Here is a 21,464-nt window from a genome sequence, read left to right as displayed (position 1 = left end):
AAAAAAATAAATTTACAATTATTCATGTGCAGTTTCAGGATTTAACAATTTCTCAACATTTTCACCAATCAGATCAAATAACAATACTACAATCAGTAATGACATACCTGGATAAAATGCTAGCCACCAATACCCTGAAGACAAGTAATTCATTGATTCGGATAAAATCACACCAATAGCCGGTTCATGAGGAGGTAAACCAAAACCTAAAAAGGTAATAGCTGCTTCGTGCATGATTGCATGAGGAAACATCAAAATGACTCCCACAATAATCTGTGAAACGACCAAAGGCAAAATATGCTTTGTTGCAATCCAAATTTTAGATCTGCCAAGATTTTCTGCCAAGTGAATATATTCCTTTGTTCTAATTTCCTTAACTTCTGACCTTAAAACCCTTGCAAGAGGAGTCCAATGAGTCAAACCGACACCCATTATCACACCAAACACTCCTCCACCAAACATTATGGATACCAGAATTATTAAAAGAATGTGAGGTATTGAACCAAACAAATCTATAATTCCTGCAACCAGTTCATCAGCAAACCTGTTGAAACTTGAAAACAATCCCAGGATTATTGAAATCAAAGTACTTACAGCAGATGCAATGAAACCAACCATCAGGCTCAATCCAAGACCTGCAATGGTTCTTTGAAACATGTCTCTTCCCATCCAATCGGTTCCGAAGATATGTTCAAGTGAAGGCATTTGATTAGCACTAATGAAACTTGTTGGAATATCACGAACAAAGTAACCTGAGATGAATATTGACACAATCACGATAATTGAAAGGATAATAATTACGAGAGTTTTGGTCCGGAGGTTTCCCGGGTATAAAAACCATTGTTTTTTATCGTCTGATTGTTTTTTAATCACTGAATTCACTCTCCTTAATTCTTGGGTCGATTAAGTAATATGAGATATCAGCAAGCAAGTTTCCAACAAATACGAACACTGCACTAAACACCACAATTCCTAAAAACAATGGAACATCATTTTGAAGACCTGCCGCTACAGCAGTTTGCCCTATTCCAGGATAGGAAAATACTTGTTCTACAAGAACAGCACCACCAAAAAGTTCACTGAATGATAAGAATTGCAGAGTTATTGCTGGAAGCAGAATATTTCTGATTCCATGGTTTTTAACTAAATCCCAACCTTGTTCACCTCTTGATTTTGCAAACAATACATAGTCTGAAGACAATACCTGAACCAATTCATTACGTGTGTACATTGCAATTGGAGCAAGACCCACGAGACTTAAAGTTAAAGTGGGCAGTACAAGCCTTGATGCCCATTCCATAAAAGTAGCATCGGTACTTTTAACACCAATCGGAACACCAAAACCAATAGGGAACCAACCAAGATACACTGCAAAAACCATTAAAATAAGCATTCCAACCCAAAATGAAGGTGCAGATTGAATTGCATAACAATATACTTTAACAGCCTTGTCAATCCAGGATCCCTTGTTTTTTCCAGCGACAACACCAAAAATAAAACCTAACACACCACTAAGCAACCATGATATTGCCATCAACACAATTGATGCTGAAAACTTATCCATGATGACATCCATAACTGGTGCACGATAGATTAAAGAGGTTCCAAGATTCCCTTGAACTAAATCAAGGAGCCAATGATATATTTTGGTAGGCAATGGGACATTAACGCCAAAATAGCTTTCAAGTATTGCACGTTGAGATTCAGATACTGCAGCACCTTTCAAATAAGCAGTAACCGGATTGATAGGGGATAAATCTAATAGTATGAAACTAAAAATTGCAACTGCAATCATCAATATGATAAAACGAACTAATTTAAAACCAAAAAATTTTATTAATTGATTTTTATTCAAAAATAAACCCCCTTAAAAATTTTAAAAAATAAAAAAAAGGAAAAAAATATTTAATTATGCTGTAGCATTGTTCCTAGTCCAATCTCCAACATTAATTAAAATATCGTTTCCTAAACCGTCAGGTTGTTCACCAATATCAATACCATCTTTAATGAAATAGTTGTAGTCATAGTTGACTAACCATGCAAATGGAGCATCACCAGCAGGACCCCAACCTCCACCGTTAACGGATGCAGATTGTGCCCATAATGAATCAGCTTGGCTGAAATCATTAGCGTGCATTGCTTGTTCCATCAATGCATCAGATTCAGTGTTATTATATAAACCAGGGTTCATATAGAAGTCATCTGCTTCTTTACTGTGGTATTGTTGGTAAATTGATTTGTATGGGTCCGGAGAAGTTTGTTGCATCAATGCTGCTGATGAGTACATGTTTTGATAAATTGTATCCCAGTCAGCACCTTTGAGGTTAACTTCAATACCAATTTCTTTTGCTTGTTCAGCAAATACGGTTGATAAAGATTGCCTGTCAAGATAATCAGGAGGATAGTATAAGTCAAATGATGCTTTTACACCATCTTTATCCACGATTCCATCACCATCAGTGTCAGTCCATCCACCCTCTTTCAAGATTTCTTTTGCTTTAGCCACATCGCCGTCTTGAACTTTTGCATTATCGTTTGCATAATCCCTTGTATCTACACTTGTGTATTCAGGAGTTGCGTGACCTGCGAATATTTCATCACACATTTTTTGACGGTCTACACCAACATTCAATGCTTGTCTTATAGCCTTGTCAGCTGTTACGTTGTTACCTATTTTAGCGCCACCTTCACTTACGTTTCCAGTGTCTTCAAGGTAAGGGAATGATACTCCTTGTGCTCTTCCAGCGGATTTTTCAACGAATTGGTATCCGTCAACAGTTTGGTTTAATGCAGATGTTGCTACAGGAACCACATCAACTTGACCAGATTTTGCTAATTCCAACCATGTTGATTCTTCAGGGAATAATAAGGTAATTTGTGTGAAGTATGGTTTGTCACCATAATAATTGTCATTGATTTTGAATATAGCTTGTTGGCCTTTGTCCCAGTGGTCCAATACATATGGTCCAGTACCTATTGGCTGTTCACCATAGGTTTCGTTGTTGTATGAATCGGAAGGAACGATACCCACATATCTTAAGTCATAAATGAATGTTGATCTTGGCTCTTCTAATGTGAATTCAACAGTTTTATTATCAGTTGCTTTAACATCCTTAATGTTGGTTAAATCCAAGTCTGATTCAGTTGCTCTTGCAGTGTTGAATGTAAATGCCACATCCTCTGCATCGAATGTTGAATTGTCTGAGAATTTCACATCATCTCTTACATGTACTGTCCATGTTTTACCATCACTACTGATTGAGTAGTCTTTAGCAAGGTCTGGAACTATTTCTCCCTTCTTATCTGTTTTGAATAAACAGCTTTGTACTAATGGATTATAGTTTTGGTGTCCGCATCCCCAACCGGTCAACGGATTGAATCCTGATTCCGGTTCTTTGATGTTGCTGTGTGCAGCTACAGTCAAATGTGTCGGGTCGGAATCTGTAGATCCTCCCATGAGCGCAAAAGCCGCAACTACAATTACCACTACAGCTATAATCCCTCCTATAATATATTTTTTATCCATAATTTTCACCATAAAAGATAAGTATTAAAATAAAGTAATACTTTTTGGCATAAAAGTACCTAATAAGTAATACTATTCAAATTTATTTTAATAACATGTCTATTTTATATCAGACAATATAAAAATATATTTATTACTTTTAAAATTTCCTTTAAAAATATAAATAATTCAAACAAACAATCATGAAATTGAATGCAATTATTACAATAAAATAACAAATAAATCAAAAATTCAAAAAAAAGGTTCATAAAATTGAATAAAAATTAAATATCAAATTTTTAAAAGTAATACAAAACTTAAATTTAAATATTCCCAAAGCAAATATACCATTCATGAATTTATCCACCGAACTTAAAGACCATCTGTTAAAAAACGGTGCAACAGAATTGGGATATGCCGACATCACAAACTTTACCCCAAAAGATGGCTTGAACATAGGAGTGGTATTCTACATCACATATCCTAAAGACATAATAAGGAATATGAAAAACGCACCAACAAGAGAATATGTTGATGAGTTAGTAAGCTTGAATACACGGTTAGACACATTAGGCATGATTTGCGAAGAGTTCTTAATTGATAAAGGATACCATGCATATGCTCAAACAAAAAAGAGATTAGGAACTGATTTTGGAAAGTTCAATTCATTTGAATTACCCCACAAGACCATTGCCACAAAGGCAGGGCTTGGGTGGATTGGAAAATCTGCACTGTTTACAACAAAAGAATATGGATCAGCACTTAGACTATCATCCGTTCTAACCGATGCCCCTCTGAATATCGGAAAACCCGTGCTCAAGTCAAGATGTGGAAAGTGCACAGAATGTATGGACGCCTGTCCCGGAGGAGCAATAAGCGGCAAGGAATGGAATTACACACTTAAGAGAAACGATTTTTATGACGATAAAAAATGTGAAAAATATGCATTGAAAATTTCAAAAGAAAACTTGGGAAAGCCCGATACCGTATGTGGAAAATGCATCTATGCATGTCCCCACACACAAAGATATATTAAAAAATCATAATTTTACAGCATATCTAAAGTCATTTGCAAGAGAATCTATTTTCAATCCTTGAATTTTTTTATCCATATGAACCGTTTCAAGTTCATCATTTGCATCCAAACTTACTATAAAACCCATTTTTTTCCAAAATTCCAAAGCACCATCTAATGTTTTATGAGTATGAAGGTAGATATTCTCATAGTTTTTCTGATTTGCAAAATTTTCAGCAACACTAACCATTTTTGAAGCCAATCCGCAACGCCTACATCTCCTATCTACAAACAGCCTCCAAATGCTTGAAGTAATATCATTAGAGTATAAATGTCTAAATTGAGGAAAATCCTTATCATATGCTCTCATTCCAATGGTTGCAATAATCTCGCCAGTTTCATAGTAAGCAACAAAGAAATTGTTTCGTTCAGGATTAATATAATATTCATCTATTTTAACAATATCCTGATGCCATTTGGCAACATATCCATATCCAAATTCTTCTTTTATCATTTTAAATAAAAAGTCTTGAACTTGCTTAATTTCCTTTGGATTATTGCCTAAAGCCTTAATTGTAACATTCATATTAACACCAATGTAAAAGTATTATTAATTCTACAAATTTTATGCAATTAGTAATACTTTTTAGTAAATTTTGAATAACTTTAATATTGATAAAGTACAAATTAGTATATAAAACTTACCATTTGGAAATTATGAAGGTGAATTAATGGAAAAATTACTAGATGTAGAAAATGTTTCAATCTCATTTATCCAATATACAAAAGGATTAACTCAAAGAGATTTAAAGGTAATAACGGATTTAACCTTAGATATATCTGAAGGAGAAATATTGGCGGTTTTAGGTTCAAGTGGTTCTGGAAAAAGCCTGTTAGCACATGCAATATTTGGAATACTTCCTGAAAATGCTAACTTAAACGGAAAAATTAAATACAAAGGAAAAGAATTAAGCCAACAGGATAAAGAGGAACTAAGAGGCGAAGAAATTGTATTGGTACCTCAATCAGTCAACTTCCTCGATCCATTGATGAAAATTTCCGATCAAGCCATCGGAAATGTTAAAGATGAAAATAAAAGAAAAGAGAAAAAACTTAAACAAAGAGAAATATTCAAACACTACAACTTAGGACCCGAAGTGGACGATATGTACCCATTCCAATTATCTGGAGGAATGGCAAGAAGAGTACTCGTATCCACTGCATTATTATCCGACCCAAAACTCGTTGTAGCAGACGAACCTACACCGGGACTTGACGAAAAAACTGTAAAAGAAACATTAAATCACTTTAAACACATGAAAGAAGATGGAATCGGAGTGCTTCTTATCACACACGACATACATGCAGCACTAGAAGTGGCAGACAGAATTGGTATATTCTATTCAGGATATGTTATTGAAATTGCTGAAAACAAGGATTTCTCAGGTGATGGTGAAAACCTATTGCACCCATACACCAAAGCATTATACAAGGCATTGCCTGCAAACGGATTTGAATTGATTAAAGGCCATCAACCATTACACGGAGAAATCCAAAACGGATGCCCATATTATGACCGATGCGAAATGAGATTTGATAGATGCAGAGATGAAAGGCCAGAACTATTAAACTTGGGAAATAAAAAAGTAAGATGCTTCAAATATGAGGTAGGTGCATAAAATGGAACTTAAAGCAACAAATATATCCTTTAAGTATCCTTCCGCTAAAAATTATTTATTAAAAGATGTTAATCTTGAATTGAACAATAATAAAATCATCGGCTTGATTGGAGACAGCGGAAGTGGAAAATCAACATTATGCAAAATATTATCAGGATATGTCACAAAATATGAAGGTAGCGTGACTTTTGATGGAAATCCATTACCTAAAAAAGGATTCAAACCAGTGCAGTTAATATACCAACACCCTGAAAAAGTAATGAATCCAAAATGGAAAATGGAAATGGTGTTAAAAGAATCATGGAATGTGCCTGATGAATTCTTTGAGGAATTCGGTATTCAAAAGAGTTGGTTAACCCGTTTTCCTCAGGAATTATCTGGAGGAGAACTTCAAAGATTTTCAGTTTTAAGATCACTGAATCCAAACACCAAGTTTTTAATTGCAGATGAAATGACAACAATGCTTGATGCAATCACACAAGTACAAATACTAGATTCTGTTTTAAAAATCGTGAAACAAAGAAAAATGGGTTTTTTACTTGTTAGTCATGACATGGATTTAGTGGAAACTATTTGTGACGATAAGATTTATTTAAAAGATATTAACCATATTTAATTATAATCATTGAAAAACAAATTATTCGGTGAAAAAAATGAGTTGTTATAAATACTGGGGAAAACTAGCGGAAATTGCAGAAAAACTATCATCCTATGGTGATTTGAACAAATACGGAAGTTCGGAACTAGATGACATCAACATTGATGAAATCATAGAAATTTTAGACGATGTGGAAATAATAGCTCATGACAAGACAATCGATTTCGATTCCGCAAAACACATCCTAGATGATGAAAAGATGAACAAGGCATTGAAACTGATTAGAAAATTTTATGTTTACATTGGTGCTAGACTAGAAACCGAAAATGCCCTAAAAATATTGGAATCAGACAATCCAAGCAAAACACTAGATTCATTCCATTTTTATGATAGATACATTGGACTTATTGAAAATGAAAGCCAACTTGCAAAATTCAATGAAGAAAAAACTTTTTTATTTTTAGGATCAGGCCCTCTTCCATTGACATTGATAATGTTTAACAAGGTATTCGGATGCAAATGCATTGGAATCGAACAGCAGGAAAATGTTGCAGAGCTATCCGTAAAAGTTCTTAAAAGATTGGGCCTCGACAAGGACATTGAAATTGTTGTGGGAGATGAAACCGCAATCAAAGATCTGGATTATGACATTTTGATGGTTGCAGCACTGGCTGAGCCGAAGGACAGGGTCTTTGCAAACATCTGGGAATATGTAGATGAAAAAACACCAGTAATCTACAGAACATATACCGGAATGAGAGCAATACTATATTCTCCAGTGCTTGATAAGGATACAAGAGGTTTCCATAAGGAAGTTATGATGCTACCTTCAGGAAAAACAAACAACACTTCAGTTTTAATTAGGAAAATTGAGTAAGTACCAAAATAAACCATCGCCAAATTAAAATTTAATATGGTTAAAAAAAAGTTATATATTGATGAGTTAAAGATTATTAACTTCATCAAAATATAAAATATCATCACAAAACACTTCAAGCAACTCTTTATCGTGACTTACAGCCAATATGCCAATATTATTCGCTTTGCAATGATTGATAAGCGCTTCCCATATCTGCACTTGTGTTACGGCATCCAACATAGTACTTATCTCATCTGCAATGATGAATCTAGTTTTTGGATTAAGAGCCCTCAATATGCTGAAGCGCTGCAGTTCCCCTCCTGAAAGTTCATTAGGCCAACGTGTCAACCAGTGCTCTTTAAGGCCAAAAGTATCTTTTAAATCTTGAGGAGGAGTCCAGGATTCATTTAAAACCTTTTCCATTTTCCATTTAGGATTCATGGTCTTTTCAGGGTGTTGGAAAATTAATTGAACTGGATAGAAATCCTTATTAGGAATTGTTTTGCCATCCAATGTAACTTCACCAGAATAATGTGAAATATAGCCTGCCATAATCTTGCATAAGGTGGATTTACCGCTTCCACTGTCTCCCATCAAACCAATTATCTGATTACTATTGACAGATATGGAAAAATCCTGTAAAATCTTTCGATTTTTATTATATGAAAAAGAAATGTTACTTGCTTTAAGTTCCATCGTTAACCTCCTCAAAATTGAAACATCTAATCATAATTCCATCATGGTCAATCAATTCAGGTTTGTTTTTTTCACATTTATCCAATCGTATCGGGCAATTTTCATAGTAAGGACAACCTGGAACCTCATCTAAGGGCTGAACACCCTCAGTTAAATTGAAACCGTTTCTCGGCAGAGAATTAATCAACGCTTTTGAATATGGATGCAATACATTTTCCGCATTTTTGAAGTTTTCAACAGTGTTTATTTCGATAACATAACCTGAATAAAATATTGCAATCCTGTCTGCAGTTTTAAGAGCAACATCTATTTCGTGAGTGATTAACAGTACCCCTTTACCGTTTTCCTTTAAATTACGAATATCTTCAATTGTTTCCTTAACACTTTTTGAATCAAGACCAGGAGTTGGTTCATCGGCAATCAACAATTTAGGATTGCCCACCAGCGCAGTTGACAATAACACCTTCCTTGCCATTCCTCCGGATAACTCAAAAGGATATAAATCATCCACACTTTCATCTAATCCGTATTTGTCAAATATTTCCCTTTGTCTCAATTTCTTTTCCTTATGTTCATTTTCATCCTTGCATTCACCAATTGCCTGTTCAGACACCTTCATAAGAGGATCCAGGAAATTAACGGATTGAGGTATCAGACATATTTCATCACCTCTTAACTTTTCTTTTAATTCCTGGTCTAAAACTTGCCCCTCATATTTAATTTCACCGGTTACATGAGAGTTATACGGCAAAATTCCTAAAATTGAATGTGCCAAAAGACTTTTACCTGAGCCGCTAGAACCCAATATCGCAACAATTTCATTTTCATCGACATCAATTGTTAAGTCGGTGATAACCTTTGAGTCATGCCTATTCAATCCCTGAACATATTGTGTGAATGATATTGATAAATTATTTACTTCCAATAGCTTTGACATTAAATCACCACCTAATTATTAGCCTCTGAAGGATCAAACAAACGTTTTAGATTATCCCCAATAATATCAAACAGCAATACTACAATCAGCAATGCCAAACCTGGGAAGAATGCCAACCACCATGCCCCCATTGCAAGATAGGACATTGATTCGGATAGGATTATACCAATTGCAGGTTCGTGTGGAGATAAACCGAATCCTAAAAATGTTACGCTTGATTCGTGCATAATCGCATGAGGGAATACCAGTAATGTTCCAACAAATATCTGGGACAATACCAATGGTAGGATATGCTCTTTTGCAATCCATAATTTGCTTCTTCCAAATTTCTGGGACAATGCAACATATTCTGAGGTATTAATCTGCAAGACCTCCGCCCTCAATACTCTGGTTAAATTCACCCAATGTGAAAATGCCACAGCCATTATTACACCAAATGCACCTTTACCCAACGCAATGGATATCATCATAATCAGTAGGATATGAGGTATTGACGCAAATAAGTCAATAAGCCAGGACACGAATGTGTCACTATACCTGTTAAAACTTGCGACAAATGCTAGAATAGTGGCGATGATACTGGATATCACTGATGCTCCTATACCAATTACAATACTTAAGCTTAAACCCTTAACTGTTCTTAAAAACATGTCCCTTCCCATCCAATCAGTACCGAAAAGATGTTCAAAGGACGGCGGTTTCATTCTTGTGGTGAAATCGGTAGGCAAATTTGCATCAATAAACATTCCACAAAGAAAAATAACCAATAACAGCAATCCTGTGAGTGCAATTGTCAATAAGGTTTTTTGCCTTAAGTTTAAAGAACTGAATAAACCTTTATTGTACCATGGAGTTTCACTCATCATCCTCACCCCTCAATCTAGGATCAACATATTTATAAATCATGTCTGCAATCAGGTTTCCGACAAATACAAAAATTGTACTGACAATAACAATGCCTAACAATAAGGGAACGTCTGACCTTAATCCTGCCGCAACTGTTGCCTGACCGATACCCGGATAGGCAAATACCTGTTCAACAAGAATTGTTCCACCAAATAACTCATTGAATGACATGAATTGAATTGTTATTGCAGGAAGCAGAATATTTCTTATCCCATGGTTTTTTATTATCCCCCAAAAGCTTTCACCTCTAGCCTGTGCAAACAAGAAATAATCGCTTTTTTTAACATTGATAAGCTTATCCCTTGTAAACATTGTAAGGGACGCTATTCCAACAATACTTAAAGTAACAGCTGGAAGTATCAATCTATACAACCACTGCCAGAAAGTGACCGTGTCGGATAACTGGCCAATAGGCACTGAAAGACCGATTGGGAACCATCCTAAATATACTGAAAAAACCATTAAAAGTACTAATCCTATCCAAAAGGTCGGTGTGGATTGTAAAATGTAACAATAAGTTTTAATTACTTTATCTATCCAAGTTCCCTCTTTTGCACCTGCAATAACTCCTAACCCAAATCCTACGATTGCAGATATTACCCAAGAGACGACCATAAGAGTCAATGACGCTGTGAATTTCTGTACGATTACTTCAGTAACAGGAACTCTGAAAATCAATGAGAAACCCATGCTTCCAGATGCCAATGTTGTAAGCCAACCCATAACTCTTTCGCCTAAAGACAGATTTGTTCCCCAATATTCTCCAACAATTGCCAATTGTTCCTGGCTAACGATTCTTTGACCAAGATACGCTTTAACCGGATCAATTGGAGATAATTGGATCATTATAAAACTGATTGCTGCAATAACAATTAATAAAATTAGTAATCTAATGGCTTTAAAACCTAAAAATTTAGCTAATTTTTTATTGTTAATTTTAATCAACTCATATAATTAATTTAAAAAAAGAAAAGAAAATGATTTATATGAAATAAATCATTTAAGCTTCGGTTTCATTAACACGTTTCCAATCGTAGATATTACCCCAGATATCTCCACCGTGAGGATATATCAGGTGTGTACTGTTGGAAATGTCTAAGTCATCACTTACAAAGTAAGTGTAATCCATAGTTCCAACCCAAAGGAATGGGTAGTTGGAATTAGCTTGTTGAGCTGCTTGAGACCATGTAGCATATGAAGAGTTAGTTTCTTGAGCCATTGCTGAATCAATCAATGAATCAACTGCAGTATCGTTGAGTGCTTCAGGGTTGTCGTAACCTACGGCTGCTACTCTGGAATCATATTGATGTTGGATTTCCATTGGGTCAGCTGAACCGAATCCCCATACAACACCTTGGCTGTATCTGTTAGGGTCAATGTCATCCCAGCTTCCGCCAACAGGTTCAATTTCAATACCTATTTGTTTAGCTTGTTCTGCAACAGCTACAGCAATTGCCTGTCTTTCGGATGCTTGAGAATTATAGTAAACTGAGAATGATGCTTTTTGACCATCTTTTTCTACAATTCCATCGTTGTCAGTATCTTTCCAACCTGCTTGTTCTAGAACTTGTTTTGCTTGGTCAACTTGACCGTCTTTAAATGTGGAATTAAATGACCATGCTAATTGATCCGCTACACCATTATAGTTAACATCACCGAAACCGTTTAATGCACCTTCTAATAATGCTTCTCTGTCAATACCAATGTTTAATGCTTCCCTAATAGCAGGGTCACCAGTTACATTGTTACCAATGGTTACATTATCTTCACTTAATTTACCTTCGTCCATTTGAGTTGGCAGAGAAATACCACGTACATCAATAGAATCGAAGTATTCCATATGATATCCTTTTACGGTTTCGTTAGCGTATGCTACTGGCACTTCAGCAATGTCCACATCTCCGTTTTTAACTGCTGCAAATGCCGCATCGGAGTCAAGGAAGAGATTGGTGATTTTATCGAAGTATGGTTCTTTTCCATAGTAGTCAGGGTTTTTCTCGAGGATGAACTGTTGTCCTTTATCCCATTGAGCCAATTTATAAGGTCCTGATCCTATTGGGTTTTGACCATATGAATCTTCATTGTAACCTGCTTCAGGAACAATTCCTACATCAGTCAATTTGTTGATGAATGTTGAATCTGATTTATTGAGTGTGAATACAACTTTGTTTCCATCAGCTTTAGCTTCATTCATAGAGCTTAAGTCTGCACCTTCACCTAACTCTTTAGCTTTATTATAAGAGAATGCAACATCTTTTGCGGTTAATTTATTACCGTCAGTGAAATTTACATCGTCACGGATAGTTACGGTGTATGTTTTAAAGTCACTGGAAATGTCATAGTCTGTTGCTAGGTCATTTACGAAATTATTGTCTTTGTCTCTTTTAAGAATTGTACTTTGAATGAGAGGTTCTGTTCCTGAATCATGGTATCCCCAACCATGCATTGGGTCAAAACCGAATTCAGGTTCCTCTCCATGAGCAGCCACACATGTAACTAATTCATTAGCAGCATGTTCAGTACTGCCCCCACCTAAAGCAAAAGCAGCTACGGCAACTACTGCAATAACAGCTACAATTGCTCCAATAATATATTTTTTATCCATACTTTTTCCCCATTAAATATCATAATTAAAGTAATATCCTAAGTATTACTTTTTTATAAATAATTAATTGATAAGTAATACTTTATTATAAAATGATATTACACATAATTATTTCAAGATTAAAGTATATAAAAATTACTAATAAATTAAAAATTAGTATTACTATTTTAATAAATAATATAAATAAAGTATTAAATTTTTAAAAATAATTCAAGGTTCATAAGATTTCATTAATTTTCTAATCTGCCAATCCGCCCAGATACCCGTAAGATTATTGGAAACAATTTCACCCAATACGATACCCATCCAAGCACCCCAAACACCATAATTTAAAACAACCGCAAATAAAACCGCAAAAAATATTGTAAAACCTGTTTCACGCATTATTGTTTGAAACATTGCAGTTATTCCCTTACCAATTCCCTGGAACACATAAGTGGATGGAACTCCAACGGCCATTGTCGGATAATAGATTACTATCCAAGCAATGAAGCTTGTAAGCTCGGCAGATATTCTTGCGCTGCTTCCGCTTGATGTAAAGACCGATGCAATATCTGAAGCAAAAAGATTTGTTAAAATCATTACAACAATTGCTATTACCAGAGAAACCTTCATGGCATATCTGTGAGCTGTTTGGATATTCTTATAATTTTTAGCTCCGAAATTAGCTGCAATGACACTGATTAGAGCGGTTCCAATAGCCAAGAGAGGAGTTGTTGTTATGATTACAATCCTCCAACCAGTTGAGTATACCGCCACAGAATCAGTTGATCCAACATAAACCAAAAGCATGGAGAACACAGCCGCAAAGAATGCATTGTTTAAAAGCTGAATGCTTGCGGGAATACCCACCTTAACGATATCATTTGAAATTTCCCTTTTAAAATTGAAATTAGTTAAATTAGGCTTTAGGTAAGTGTCCCTTTTAAAATAGAACCAGTAAATCAAAATCAATATTACAAACATTGCAGATATCAATGTCGCAATGGCTGCTCCTTTAACTCCCAAATCCAAAGTGTAGATAAAAATTGGATCCAAGATAATATTAAGAATTGCTGAGGCAATCATGGCATACATTGGCCTTTTACTGTCACCTTCACCTCTGAAAATACCATACAAGGCATTTGAAAGAATTATAAGGATTGAACCTGTCAAGATTATTACCCCATAATCTGTGGCATAATTTATAGTTTGGCCGGCACCCATCACATTCAATATTGGATTTAGGAACCCCAACAGAACAATTGTCAAAATTATTGAAACAATTATATCCAATAAAATTGAATGGATTGAGGCATTATCCGCCTTTGGTTTATTTTCCTCACCAATGTATTTTGATATGGCAAACGATGCCCCCGCACCCAAACCGTTTCCAAAACCGACCAAAACCATAAATATTGGTGTGAAAAACCCAACACCTGCAAGAGCATCGGCACCAAGACCAGACACCCATGCCGCATCAATCAGATTATAAAAACTGGAAATGAGCAACGATACAATCAAAGGCACTGACATTTTAAGCAATGCTTTTTTAGGGTTTCCAAGCATTATGTCAACATTTGATGAATCATTACCTAACATACATTATAATTAAAATTTATTCAAATATAAAATTAATTATTCAATAATTTTTCAGTTGGTCAAATTTTTCGAACAAATTAAATGGAAAATTTCATTTTAAAATAAAAAAAGTTAAAGAATAGATGGACTATTCTTTTTTCTCAACGTAGATTTCCTGCTGATTTTGTTCACTGGCATCATAGACTATGTCTTCAGCAGTTTCCTTCATATCCTGGAAGGTTTCTTCTGCATCTTTTTTGGCAGATATTACACTAGCCATTCCTTTGGTTGCCAAATCTTTGGTTGTCTGTGATTTTAAGATTTTCATACCAATGAGTGCTGTTGCAACTCCTCCAGCGAATAGTAAAGCATGTTTATGTTCTTTTGCAAATGGTAAAATGTCTTCACGTAGCATCCAATCACCAGCTATTCTTTAGATTCAACAACAATTTCCTGAGCATCGGCTTTCATATCATCCATCATTTTTTCAGCATCGTTTTTCATGGACATTACTTCAGCCATAGCTTTTGTTGCGGTTTCTTTTACAATGTCTGATTCCAACACTTTTTTACCGACTACTGCAGTTGCAACTCCTCCAGCAAAGATTAATGCTGCTTTGTGCCCTACTGCTAAAGTCAATGCTTTTTTCCATACCATAACTATTCCCCCGGTTTATTCTTTATTAATTTCTTCTGCATCCTTTTTCATTTCTTCAACAGCTTTCTCAGCATCCTGTTTAGCTGACATTACATTAGCCATAGCTTTTGTAGTGGTTTCTTTGAAAGTTTGTGATTCTAATACTTTTTTACCGATAATTGCGGTTGCAATACCTCCCGCAAATATTAAAGCGTGTTTATGTTCAATCGCGCAGTCCATGATTTTTTTGTATACCATCAGTATTCCTCCTTGTATAATAGTTTAGGCCAAAAATGACCAGATATGGGTTGCCCCAACTTAGATGAAAAAAATATTTTTTATTCACCTAAATTTTTAAATAAAAATTAAGTAATATTACCTATTATAACATTAAATAAAAACTACAATATAAACCATTCGTTTTAAAATTCATTTTTAGGTTAATCAAAGAATAAATATTTAGTTAAAACTAATTTAGGACAATCTAAATCGTTTTAAAATTTAGTTATTCCAAAAAAAATAAAGAATAAATCAGAATAGTGGATCTTTCACCATTCCAATTCTAAATGAGTTTAAGATAACCAGAAGTGTTAATCCCAAATCTCCAAATCCAACAGACATCATCAGTGTGATAATACCTAAAACAGCAAGCACTACACATAACAATTTAACTGCAATTGCCACAGTAATGTTCTGCTTGATGATTCCCATTGTTTTGCGTGATAAGGAAAATAAATATGGAAGTTTTGAGATATCATCCTGCATCAATGCAACATCCGCTGTCTCGATTGCCACATCTGAACCTGCAGCACCCATTGCAATACCAATGTTTGCACGTGCAAGAGCCGGTGCGTCGTTAATACCGTCTCCGACCATGGCAACATCACCGAATTTGTTTCTGATAGTGTCAAGAATGTTCAGTTTGTCTTCAGGCATCAGGTTGGAATAAACATAGTCGATTCCGATTTCATCGGCCACACTTTTAGCGGCAATCTTGTTGTCCCCTGTAAGCATTACAGTCTGTACCCCTTGACCTTTCAGGTCTTTGATTACTTCGAATGCATTGTCCCTGATTTTATCTGAAACGGTAATTATACCCAGCACTTTTGATGCATCGCCCACAAACACTATGGTCTTGCCTTCACTGGAATACCTATTAATCTCTTCTCTTGAAATATCAAAGTTTGAACCTTCGATTAAAGACTCATTTGCCGCATAATATTCATTTCCATTGATATTTGCAACAATACCTTTACCTGGAACATTTTTAAACTCATCAACCTCTTCAAACTCGATATCGTTCATTGTTGCATAATTTACAATAGCCTGAGCGATAGGGTGAGATGAGTTATGCTCCAGTGAAGCCGCAATTCTTACAACATCCTCTTGGGTACAACCCTCATCCAATACTTTAACTTCACTCAATTCAAGTTTCCCTTCAGTCAATGTACCAGTCTTGTCAAAGATCACCGCTTTAACTCCACGCATCTCCTCGACATATGTACTTCCCTTAATCAAAACACCATTTTTAGTAGCTGATGTAATTGCAGACACCATACCTACCGGTGTTGAGATTAAAAACGCACAAGGACATGAGATTACCAGAAGTGAAAGTGCCTTATAAACCCAGTCAACCAAAGGCTGGCCAAATAGCAATGGGGGAATGAATGCAACGCATGCCGCAGCAACCATCATTACCGGAGTATAGTATTTTGCCACTTTTTCAACCAGGGATTCAGTTTCAGACCTGTTAAGTTGTGACCTTTTAACCAAAGTAACAATTTTAGAGATGACTGAATCTTTTGCCTTTTTGGTTACAACAATTTCCAGGTATCCATCCACATTAACGGTTCCTGAAAATACCTCATCACCGATTTCCTTAAGTACAGGTACGCTTTCACCAGTGATTGAAGCCTGGTTAATTGATGATGAACCGGAAACAACAGCACCATCCAAAGGAACCTTGTCCCCAGGTTTCACAATAACGATCTCACCAATGTTTACGTCATCGACTTTCCTTTCCACTTCAGAGTCTCCCACTTTAACCCTTGCGGTTTCAGGAGCGATTTCAACCAAGGATTTGATTGAACGTTTTGCACGATGTTCAGCATAATCCTCTAAAAACTCAGCAATGTAGTAAAGGAATGTTACTGCAGCACCTTCTTCAGGATGGCCAATGATGAATGAAGCAACACAAGCAATACACATCAACATTGCAGGACCTACAGTGTGTCTTTTAACCAATGACTTATATGCAAGACCTGCTATTTCATAACCTGCAATCAATGCACCAACCATGAAAACCAATGTTACAACAGTCAGATTGACTGACAGCATTTCCATAATATGTCCCACTGCAAAACAAATTCCGCTTGCAACGATGATTTGAATAGGTCTATTTGCAATCAAAGGTTTTCCTTCAGCCAATAGCTCCTCTTCCCCATGTTCATGGTCATGGTCATCATCTGCACAGTCAGGACAACCACAAATGCTGATATCTACATCATCATCGTTATGGCAGGAACAGTTTGGGTCTGAACAGGTATCCTTTTCCTCATGCTCATGGTCATGACAATCACAATCAGGATCAGAACAAGAATCCTCATCTTCATGCTCATGGTCATGCTCATGATGATGCTCATGCTCATCATGACAACCACAATCAGGGTCTGAACAAGAATCCTCATCCTCATACTCATGGTCATGCTCATGATGATGCTCATGCTCATCATGACAACCACAATCAGGGTCTGAACAAGAATCCTCATCTTCATGCTCATGGTCGTGGTCATGACAGCCACAGTCAGGATCAGAGCAAGAATCTTCTTCCTCATGCTCATGATGGTGATGATGGTGGTCATGGTCATGGTCGTGATCATGGTCATCTGCACAATCAGGACATCCGCAAATACTTATGTCAACATCCTCATCATAATCTATTTCTTCTCTGTGGTCATATACACTTAAATCTGAATTTTCTTGATATTCTCTTAACAACTCTTTATTATAATGATTAGAATCTGTACAGTGAATTTCTTCACATTCAGGGTCAAAACAGATGTAGTTGTAATGTTCTGGATTGCGGCAGTTTTCATCTGCACAATCTGCATCATAACATCTATTTTCTACCATATTATCACCAATTAAAAATTATTCTAATATATGTTCTAATCCCACTTTGTAAATCATTTCAATGTGCAGGTCTGTAAGTGAATATCTTGCCATTTTACCTTCTTTTTGATATTTTACCAAGTTATTGGCACGCAATATCCTAAGTTGGTTTGAGACTGTTGTCTGGTTCAAGTCCAGAGCTTCACAAATGTCACATACACATAAATCTTCTACTGCAAGCAGGGAAATAATTTTTAATCTTGTTGGGTTACCAAATATTTTGAAGAATTCAGATAGCTCAGCATACTCTTCTTCTGAGGGCATGCGACCTTTTACTCTTTCAACTGCATCTTCATGAGAGTTAAATACTTCGCATACGCCTTCGTCATCAATTTCAAGATTATCTTTTTTCATTTCCATCACATATATTATATATTTACATATTATGATATGATGTATTTAAAAGTTTTCATATCATGATATTATGACATGTTAATTTTAAAAAAAATAAGAGTTATCTTTTGACAACTCCCGTCAATGTGCAGGCCTAAACAGGATAATAAGTTATATTCTGTTCCAGATATTCCACATTCTTTACCAAATACACATCCCTCGGATGCTCAATGTCTCCCAAAGAACGCTTTTCAACCACTTCACAGTTGAAAATGTTTTTTATAGAAACATCAGTGGCAAATTCTGACGGCAATTTGCTTGCATCCTTAGAATCCATGATGACAAATGACTGCAAACCGTTAAAGACATACATATCCCCCAATGATTTCATCCAATCCACAGTATCATTGTCATATCCCTCATAATATGAGGAGTTCTCTATATCCTCAACAATTTCACTCACATTGAATGGTCCTTCCGATGACACTTCCAGTTTAGTGACATTACCGCCACCTGCAGGAGATTCAGTTAGCGAATAAGCACCAACAAGAACTAAACTAGCCACAAGAACCACTAAAATTAATATTAATCCCTTTTTAGCCATAAGACCTCCGAACAATATTATAAAATCATTTCATCAACAATTTTAGAAGCTGATTCCACCATTTTTGGGCAGAATTCCTTAAATAGATTGTTATCTTTAGCGTGTTTTACTCCCTCATCCGTACTGATATCACAACCAAGCAAATCACGACAGATGATGGATCCATTTTCTTTTTTAAATTCATCTAGAAACTTAACGCAAGCCTCATTACTTTCAGTCTTGTTTTCACCATATTTCAAGCCCAGCACCATTAATGCTCCAGTACAGGCCCCGCAAACTTCCCCCTTTCTCATGCCGCTTCCAAAACAAGCCCCAATTTTTAAAGCCTGTTGTTTGGGAAGTCCAAGTTTTTCAGAAAATGCTGCAAATACTGCCTGTGAGCACACGTACCCATCTTCAAATAACTGAACTGCATCCTCAATTGAATTCATGATTATATTATTTATTGATGCCAGTAATTAAGTTTCCTATGGATAAATGTATGAAAAAAATTCCTTTTTGAAAAATAATGTTATTTAATTGAAGAAACAATTCATGAAAAAGAAGTGTAATCATAAATATCAATTTAATAGTGTAAAAAATTAAAAATTTGAGAGGATAATCTAAAGCAATTTCAGACCATACAACTCCCATGTTAAATTCAATACGAATCAATCAATTCCTGAAACAGTTCGACAGTTTCGTCAACACTCATTTGGGCACTTTCACTGACTTCCTCAAGATCAGCTTCCCATAGGGAAATCTTTCCCATAGGAGTCACCAGGAACTTGAACTTATGGTTTTTTCTCACCAAATCCGTTTTGAGCAAGGGATATGCGTTCAACAAATCCATGTATTTTGACTTGCTAGTAATCTCAACCATCAATATCACCTAAATAATAATAGAAATTACTTCTTTTTAAAGATTATGTCACCATTTAAGTATAATAAGTAGAAAAAACTACTCATTATCCTTAAGTGATTCAACCATATCCAATTTCTTGAGCTTGCCTGAAAACATCAGGTTCACAAGAACTGAAACTACATAAGTGATTAGGAATGTTACAACCAATGTCTTGAGGGATAAGTGCACAGGCAAGTAGAATGAATCTCCCATAGTGCCGAACAGATACTGCAGGACCGCTATACCCAATGGAACTCCAATCACAAATCCTATTGTTGTAAACCACAGGTTTTGAGTGAGCAGCAGTCTTCTGAGTTTGCTAGTTTTAAAGCCCAAAACCTTCAATGTTGCCAGTTCACGCTTGATTTCAGTGTATGAAAGAAGACCCAAGTTATAAAGCACAATGACGGACAGCAATGTTGCAAATACCACTAAGAGATAAACAATGCTCATTGAGGATTCCATCATCTGATCCCAGCTTTCAGTTAAAGTGTCGCTTGAAAGCACGGTTTTTACGCCAGTGAAATTATCAGTGACATTTTGGGAAGATAAGATGCTGGTCGGATTGTAATCCTTATCAAAGTCTTCGAGTTTATCCTTTGAAAGTATTATGCCTTGAGATGTAGGGTCAGCGTAAATCTTATCCACATTTGAACTGATCCACTTGTCGGAGCCCATGGTATGCCATTTAATGGTATCTCCAACGCCAACACCCAATAATTCAGCCATCTTATGAGAAATGCAAACCTCATCATCGCCAATCTCAATCGGATTTTCATCATCATCGGTCGGAGTGATGAGTTCATTGTCATCCAAAACTGTCAGAAGCCCCGATTTCTTGATATCACCCGATTTGATTTCAATCGAACCTTCCATTAATTTCTCACCATCAACCTCATCAACTATATTGTCGATTTGTGAGTCCGTAGCATTCTCCTCCAGGACCAGTTTGGAATCGTAATGATTTATATCATCATAGGTCCACTCTTTCATTTCATCAAAACTGTCCATACATCCGAATGATGCGATAATGATTACTGTACAGCCCAATACTCCTGCAACGCTCATCAATGCCCTGAACTTATTTCTTTTGGCATCACGCCAATTCCAGCGAACATTAAATGATAGTTTCTTCCAGATTCTTGAATTTTCAAACCATCCCGAAGAGGAAATTTTCGGAACCTTCGGCTTGATGGCCTGTGAAGGGCTTTCCTTTGCAATGCTTCTGCATGCCAGATATGATATCAGAAGGGACAATATCACTATTCCTGCTGTTGCAACAACGAAAATCATGTCAAATCCGACATGCCATTCAGGAATGCTGTAGAGCATTCCAAACTCTTCAAAGGTGATTTGAGGAATGGTCATAGGCCCCAGTTTGAACAACCTCGCCTTATAGAAGGTGAGGATTCCTAGAGTTTTATTTTTATTGCTCAATCGTTTATTGAGTATTTTCTAGGCTATCCCCGCGGAACCA

At 36.0% G+C, this 21,464-nt stretch carries 23 protein-coding genes; 4 read left to right on the top strand and 19 right to left on the bottom strand.

What is annotated here, in order from left to right; translation table 11 throughout:
• Positions 1-18 precede the first annotated feature (18 nt).
• The 3 genes from QZV03_RS08705 to QZV03_RS08695 all read right to left on the bottom strand — a co-directional run bounded on the left by QZV03_RS08705 (position 19) and on the right by QZV03_RS08695 (position 3,526).
• Complete coding sequence (locus QZV03_RS08705; RefSeq protein WP_296875904.1) at positions 19-873, bottom strand: ABC transporter permease; 855 nt, start codon at positions 871-873, stop codon at positions 19-21.
• Positions 866-1,795: an ABC transporter permease gene (locus QZV03_RS08700; protein ID WP_296875935.1), complete on the bottom strand. Its 930-nt coding sequence runs from the start codon at positions 1,793-1,795 to the stop codon at positions 866-868. Before QZV03_RS08700 ends, QZV03_RS08705 begins: the two co-directional genes overlap by 8 nt.
• Before the next feature lie 114 nt (positions 1,796-1,909).
• Positions 1,910-3,526 carry an ABC transporter substrate-binding protein gene (locus QZV03_RS08695; protein WP_296875902.1) on the bottom strand — a complete coding sequence of 539 codons (1,617 nt, stop codon included), beginning with the start codon at positions 3,524-3,526 and terminating at the stop codon, positions 1,910-1,912.
• Positions 3,527-3,858: 332 nt separating this feature from the next.
• On the opposite strand from QZV03_RS08695, the gene QZV03_RS08690 reads away from it, so the two are divergent.
• Complete coding sequence (locus QZV03_RS08690) at positions 3,859-4,551, top strand: 4Fe-4S double cluster binding domain-containing protein (RefSeq protein WP_296875900.1); 693 nt, start codon at positions 3,859-3,861, stop codon at positions 4,549-4,551.
• On the opposite strand, the gene QZV03_RS08685 is transcribed toward QZV03_RS08690, so the two are convergent.
• Positions 4,546-5,106 carry a GNAT family N-acetyltransferase gene (locus QZV03_RS08685; protein ID WP_296875898.1) on the bottom strand — a complete coding sequence of 187 codons (561 nt, stop codon included), beginning with the start codon at positions 5,104-5,106 and terminating at the stop codon, positions 4,546-4,548. The two genes, QZV03_RS08690 and QZV03_RS08685, sit on opposite strands and share 6 nt — an antisense overlap.
• Before the next feature lie 145 nt (positions 5,107-5,251).
• Between QZV03_RS08685 and QZV03_RS08680 the strand changes: the two genes are divergently transcribed.
• The 3 genes from QZV03_RS08680 to QZV03_RS08670 are packed head-to-tail and all read left to right on the top strand — an operon-like array spanning position 5,252 to position 7,674.
• On the top strand, positions 5,252-6,199 hold the full coding sequence (locus tag QZV03_RS08680) for an ABC transporter ATP-binding protein (protein ID WP_296875896.1): 948 nt from the start codon (positions 5,252-5,254) through the stop codon (positions 6,197-6,199).
• A 1-nt stretch (position 6,200) separates the two neighbouring features.
• Positions 6,201-6,815: an ABC transporter ATP-binding protein gene (locus QZV03_RS08675; RefSeq protein ID WP_296875894.1), complete on the top strand. Its 615-nt coding sequence runs from the start codon at positions 6,201-6,203 to the stop codon at positions 6,813-6,815.
• Between the two features lie 37 nt (positions 6,816-6,852).
• A complete protein-coding gene (locus tag QZV03_RS08670; protein WP_296875892.1) occupies positions 6,853-7,674 on the top strand; it encodes a nicotianamine synthase family protein in 822 nt (273 codons plus the stop codon).
• A gap of 66 nt (positions 7,675-7,740) precedes the next feature.
• On the opposite strand, the gene QZV03_RS08665 is transcribed toward QZV03_RS08670, so the two are convergent.
• The 15 genes from QZV03_RS08665 to QZV03_RS08595 all read right to left on the bottom strand — a co-directional run bounded on the left by QZV03_RS08665 (position 7,741) and on the right by QZV03_RS08595 (position 21,355).
• Positions 7,741-8,352, bottom strand: coding sequence for an ABC transporter ATP-binding protein (locus QZV03_RS08665; protein ID WP_296875890.1), 612 nt, complete (start codon positions 8,350-8,352; stop codon positions 7,741-7,743).
• The gene (locus QZV03_RS08660; protein ID WP_296875888.1) at positions 8,342-9,289 is read right to left on the bottom strand and encodes an ABC transporter ATP-binding protein; all 948 of its coding nucleotides are present in this window, start codon (positions 9,287-9,289) and stop codon (positions 8,342-8,344) included. Before QZV03_RS08660 ends, QZV03_RS08665 begins: the two co-directional genes overlap by 11 nt.
• Positions 9,290-9,300: 11 nt before the next feature.
• Positions 9,301-10,155: an ABC transporter permease gene (locus tag QZV03_RS08655; RefSeq protein ID WP_296875886.1), complete on the bottom strand. Its 855-nt coding sequence runs from the start codon at positions 10,153-10,155 to the stop codon at positions 9,301-9,303.
• Positions 10,145-11,041 (bottom strand): ABC transporter permease, encoded by an 897-nt coding sequence (locus QZV03_RS08650; RefSeq protein WP_296875884.1) that lies wholly within the window; start codon positions 11,039-11,041, stop codon positions 10,145-10,147. The genes QZV03_RS08655 and QZV03_RS08650 overlap by 11 nt, the downstream gene beginning before the upstream one ends.
• Positions 11,042-11,195: 154 nt before the next feature.
• Complete coding sequence (locus tag QZV03_RS08645) at positions 11,196-12,800, bottom strand: ABC transporter substrate-binding protein (protein WP_296875882.1); 1,605 nt, start codon at positions 12,798-12,800, stop codon at positions 11,196-11,198.
• A 210-nt stretch (positions 12,801-13,010) separates the two neighbouring features.
• Positions 13,011-14,381 carry an MATE family efflux transporter gene (locus QZV03_RS08640; RefSeq protein ID WP_296875880.1) on the bottom strand — a complete coding sequence of 457 codons (1,371 nt, stop codon included), beginning with the start codon at positions 14,379-14,381 and terminating at the stop codon, positions 13,011-13,013.
• Positions 14,382-14,508: 127 nt separating this feature from the next.
• Positions 14,509-14,775, bottom strand: a complete 267-nt coding sequence (locus QZV03_RS08635) for a DUF6110 family protein (RefSeq protein ID WP_296875878.1) — start codon at positions 14,773-14,775, stop codon at positions 14,509-14,511.
• Between the two features lie 11 nt (positions 14,776-14,786).
• Positions 14,787-15,017, bottom strand: coding sequence for a hypothetical protein (locus tag QZV03_RS08630; protein ID WP_296875876.1), 231 nt, complete (start codon positions 15,015-15,017; stop codon positions 14,787-14,789).
• Positions 15,018-15,032: 15 nt separating this feature from the next.
• Positions 15,033-15,254 carry a hypothetical protein gene (locus QZV03_RS08625; protein WP_296875874.1) on the bottom strand — a complete coding sequence of 74 codons (222 nt, stop codon included), beginning with the start codon at positions 15,252-15,254 and terminating at the stop codon, positions 15,033-15,035.
• Between the two features lie 273 nt (positions 15,255-15,527).
• Positions 15,528-18,128: a cation-translocating P-type ATPase gene (locus QZV03_RS08620; protein ID WP_296875872.1), complete on the bottom strand. Its 2,601-nt coding sequence runs from the start codon at positions 18,126-18,128 to the stop codon at positions 15,528-15,530.
• Between the two features lie 18 nt (positions 18,129-18,146).
• Positions 18,147-18,521, bottom strand: coding sequence for a helix-turn-helix transcriptional regulator (locus tag QZV03_RS08615; protein ID WP_296875870.1), 375 nt, complete (start codon positions 18,519-18,521; stop codon positions 18,147-18,149).
• 133 nt (positions 18,522-18,654) lie between these two features.
• On the bottom strand, positions 18,655-19,104 hold the full coding sequence (locus QZV03_RS08610) for a hypothetical protein (protein WP_296875868.1): 450 nt from the start codon (positions 19,102-19,104) through the stop codon (positions 18,655-18,657).
• Positions 19,105-19,121: 17 nt separating this feature from the next.
• Positions 19,122-19,535: a C-GCAxxG-C-C family protein gene (locus tag QZV03_RS08605; RefSeq protein WP_296875866.1), complete on the bottom strand. Its 414-nt coding sequence runs from the start codon at positions 19,533-19,535 to the stop codon at positions 19,122-19,124.
• A 209-nt stretch (positions 19,536-19,744) separates the two neighbouring features.
• Complete coding sequence (locus tag QZV03_RS08600; protein WP_296875864.1) at positions 19,745-19,966, bottom strand: hypothetical protein; 222 nt, start codon at positions 19,964-19,966, stop codon at positions 19,745-19,747.
• Between the two features lie 78 nt (positions 19,967-20,044).
• The gene (locus tag QZV03_RS08595; protein ID WP_296875862.1) at positions 20,045-21,355 is read right to left on the bottom strand and encodes an ABC transporter permease; all 1,311 of its coding nucleotides are present in this window, start codon (positions 21,353-21,355) and stop codon (positions 20,045-20,047) included.
• Positions 21,356-21,464 lie beyond the last annotated feature (109 nt).

Origin of the sequence: uncultured Methanobrevibacter sp. (assembly GCF_902788255.1) — an archaeon.
Taxonomy (GTDB): domain Archaea; phylum Methanobacteriota; class Methanobacteria; order Methanobacteriales; family Methanobacteriaceae; genus Methanocatella.
Note: the sequence above shows the minus strand (reverse complement) of the source record. Positions and strands in the feature narration are given on the sequence as shown.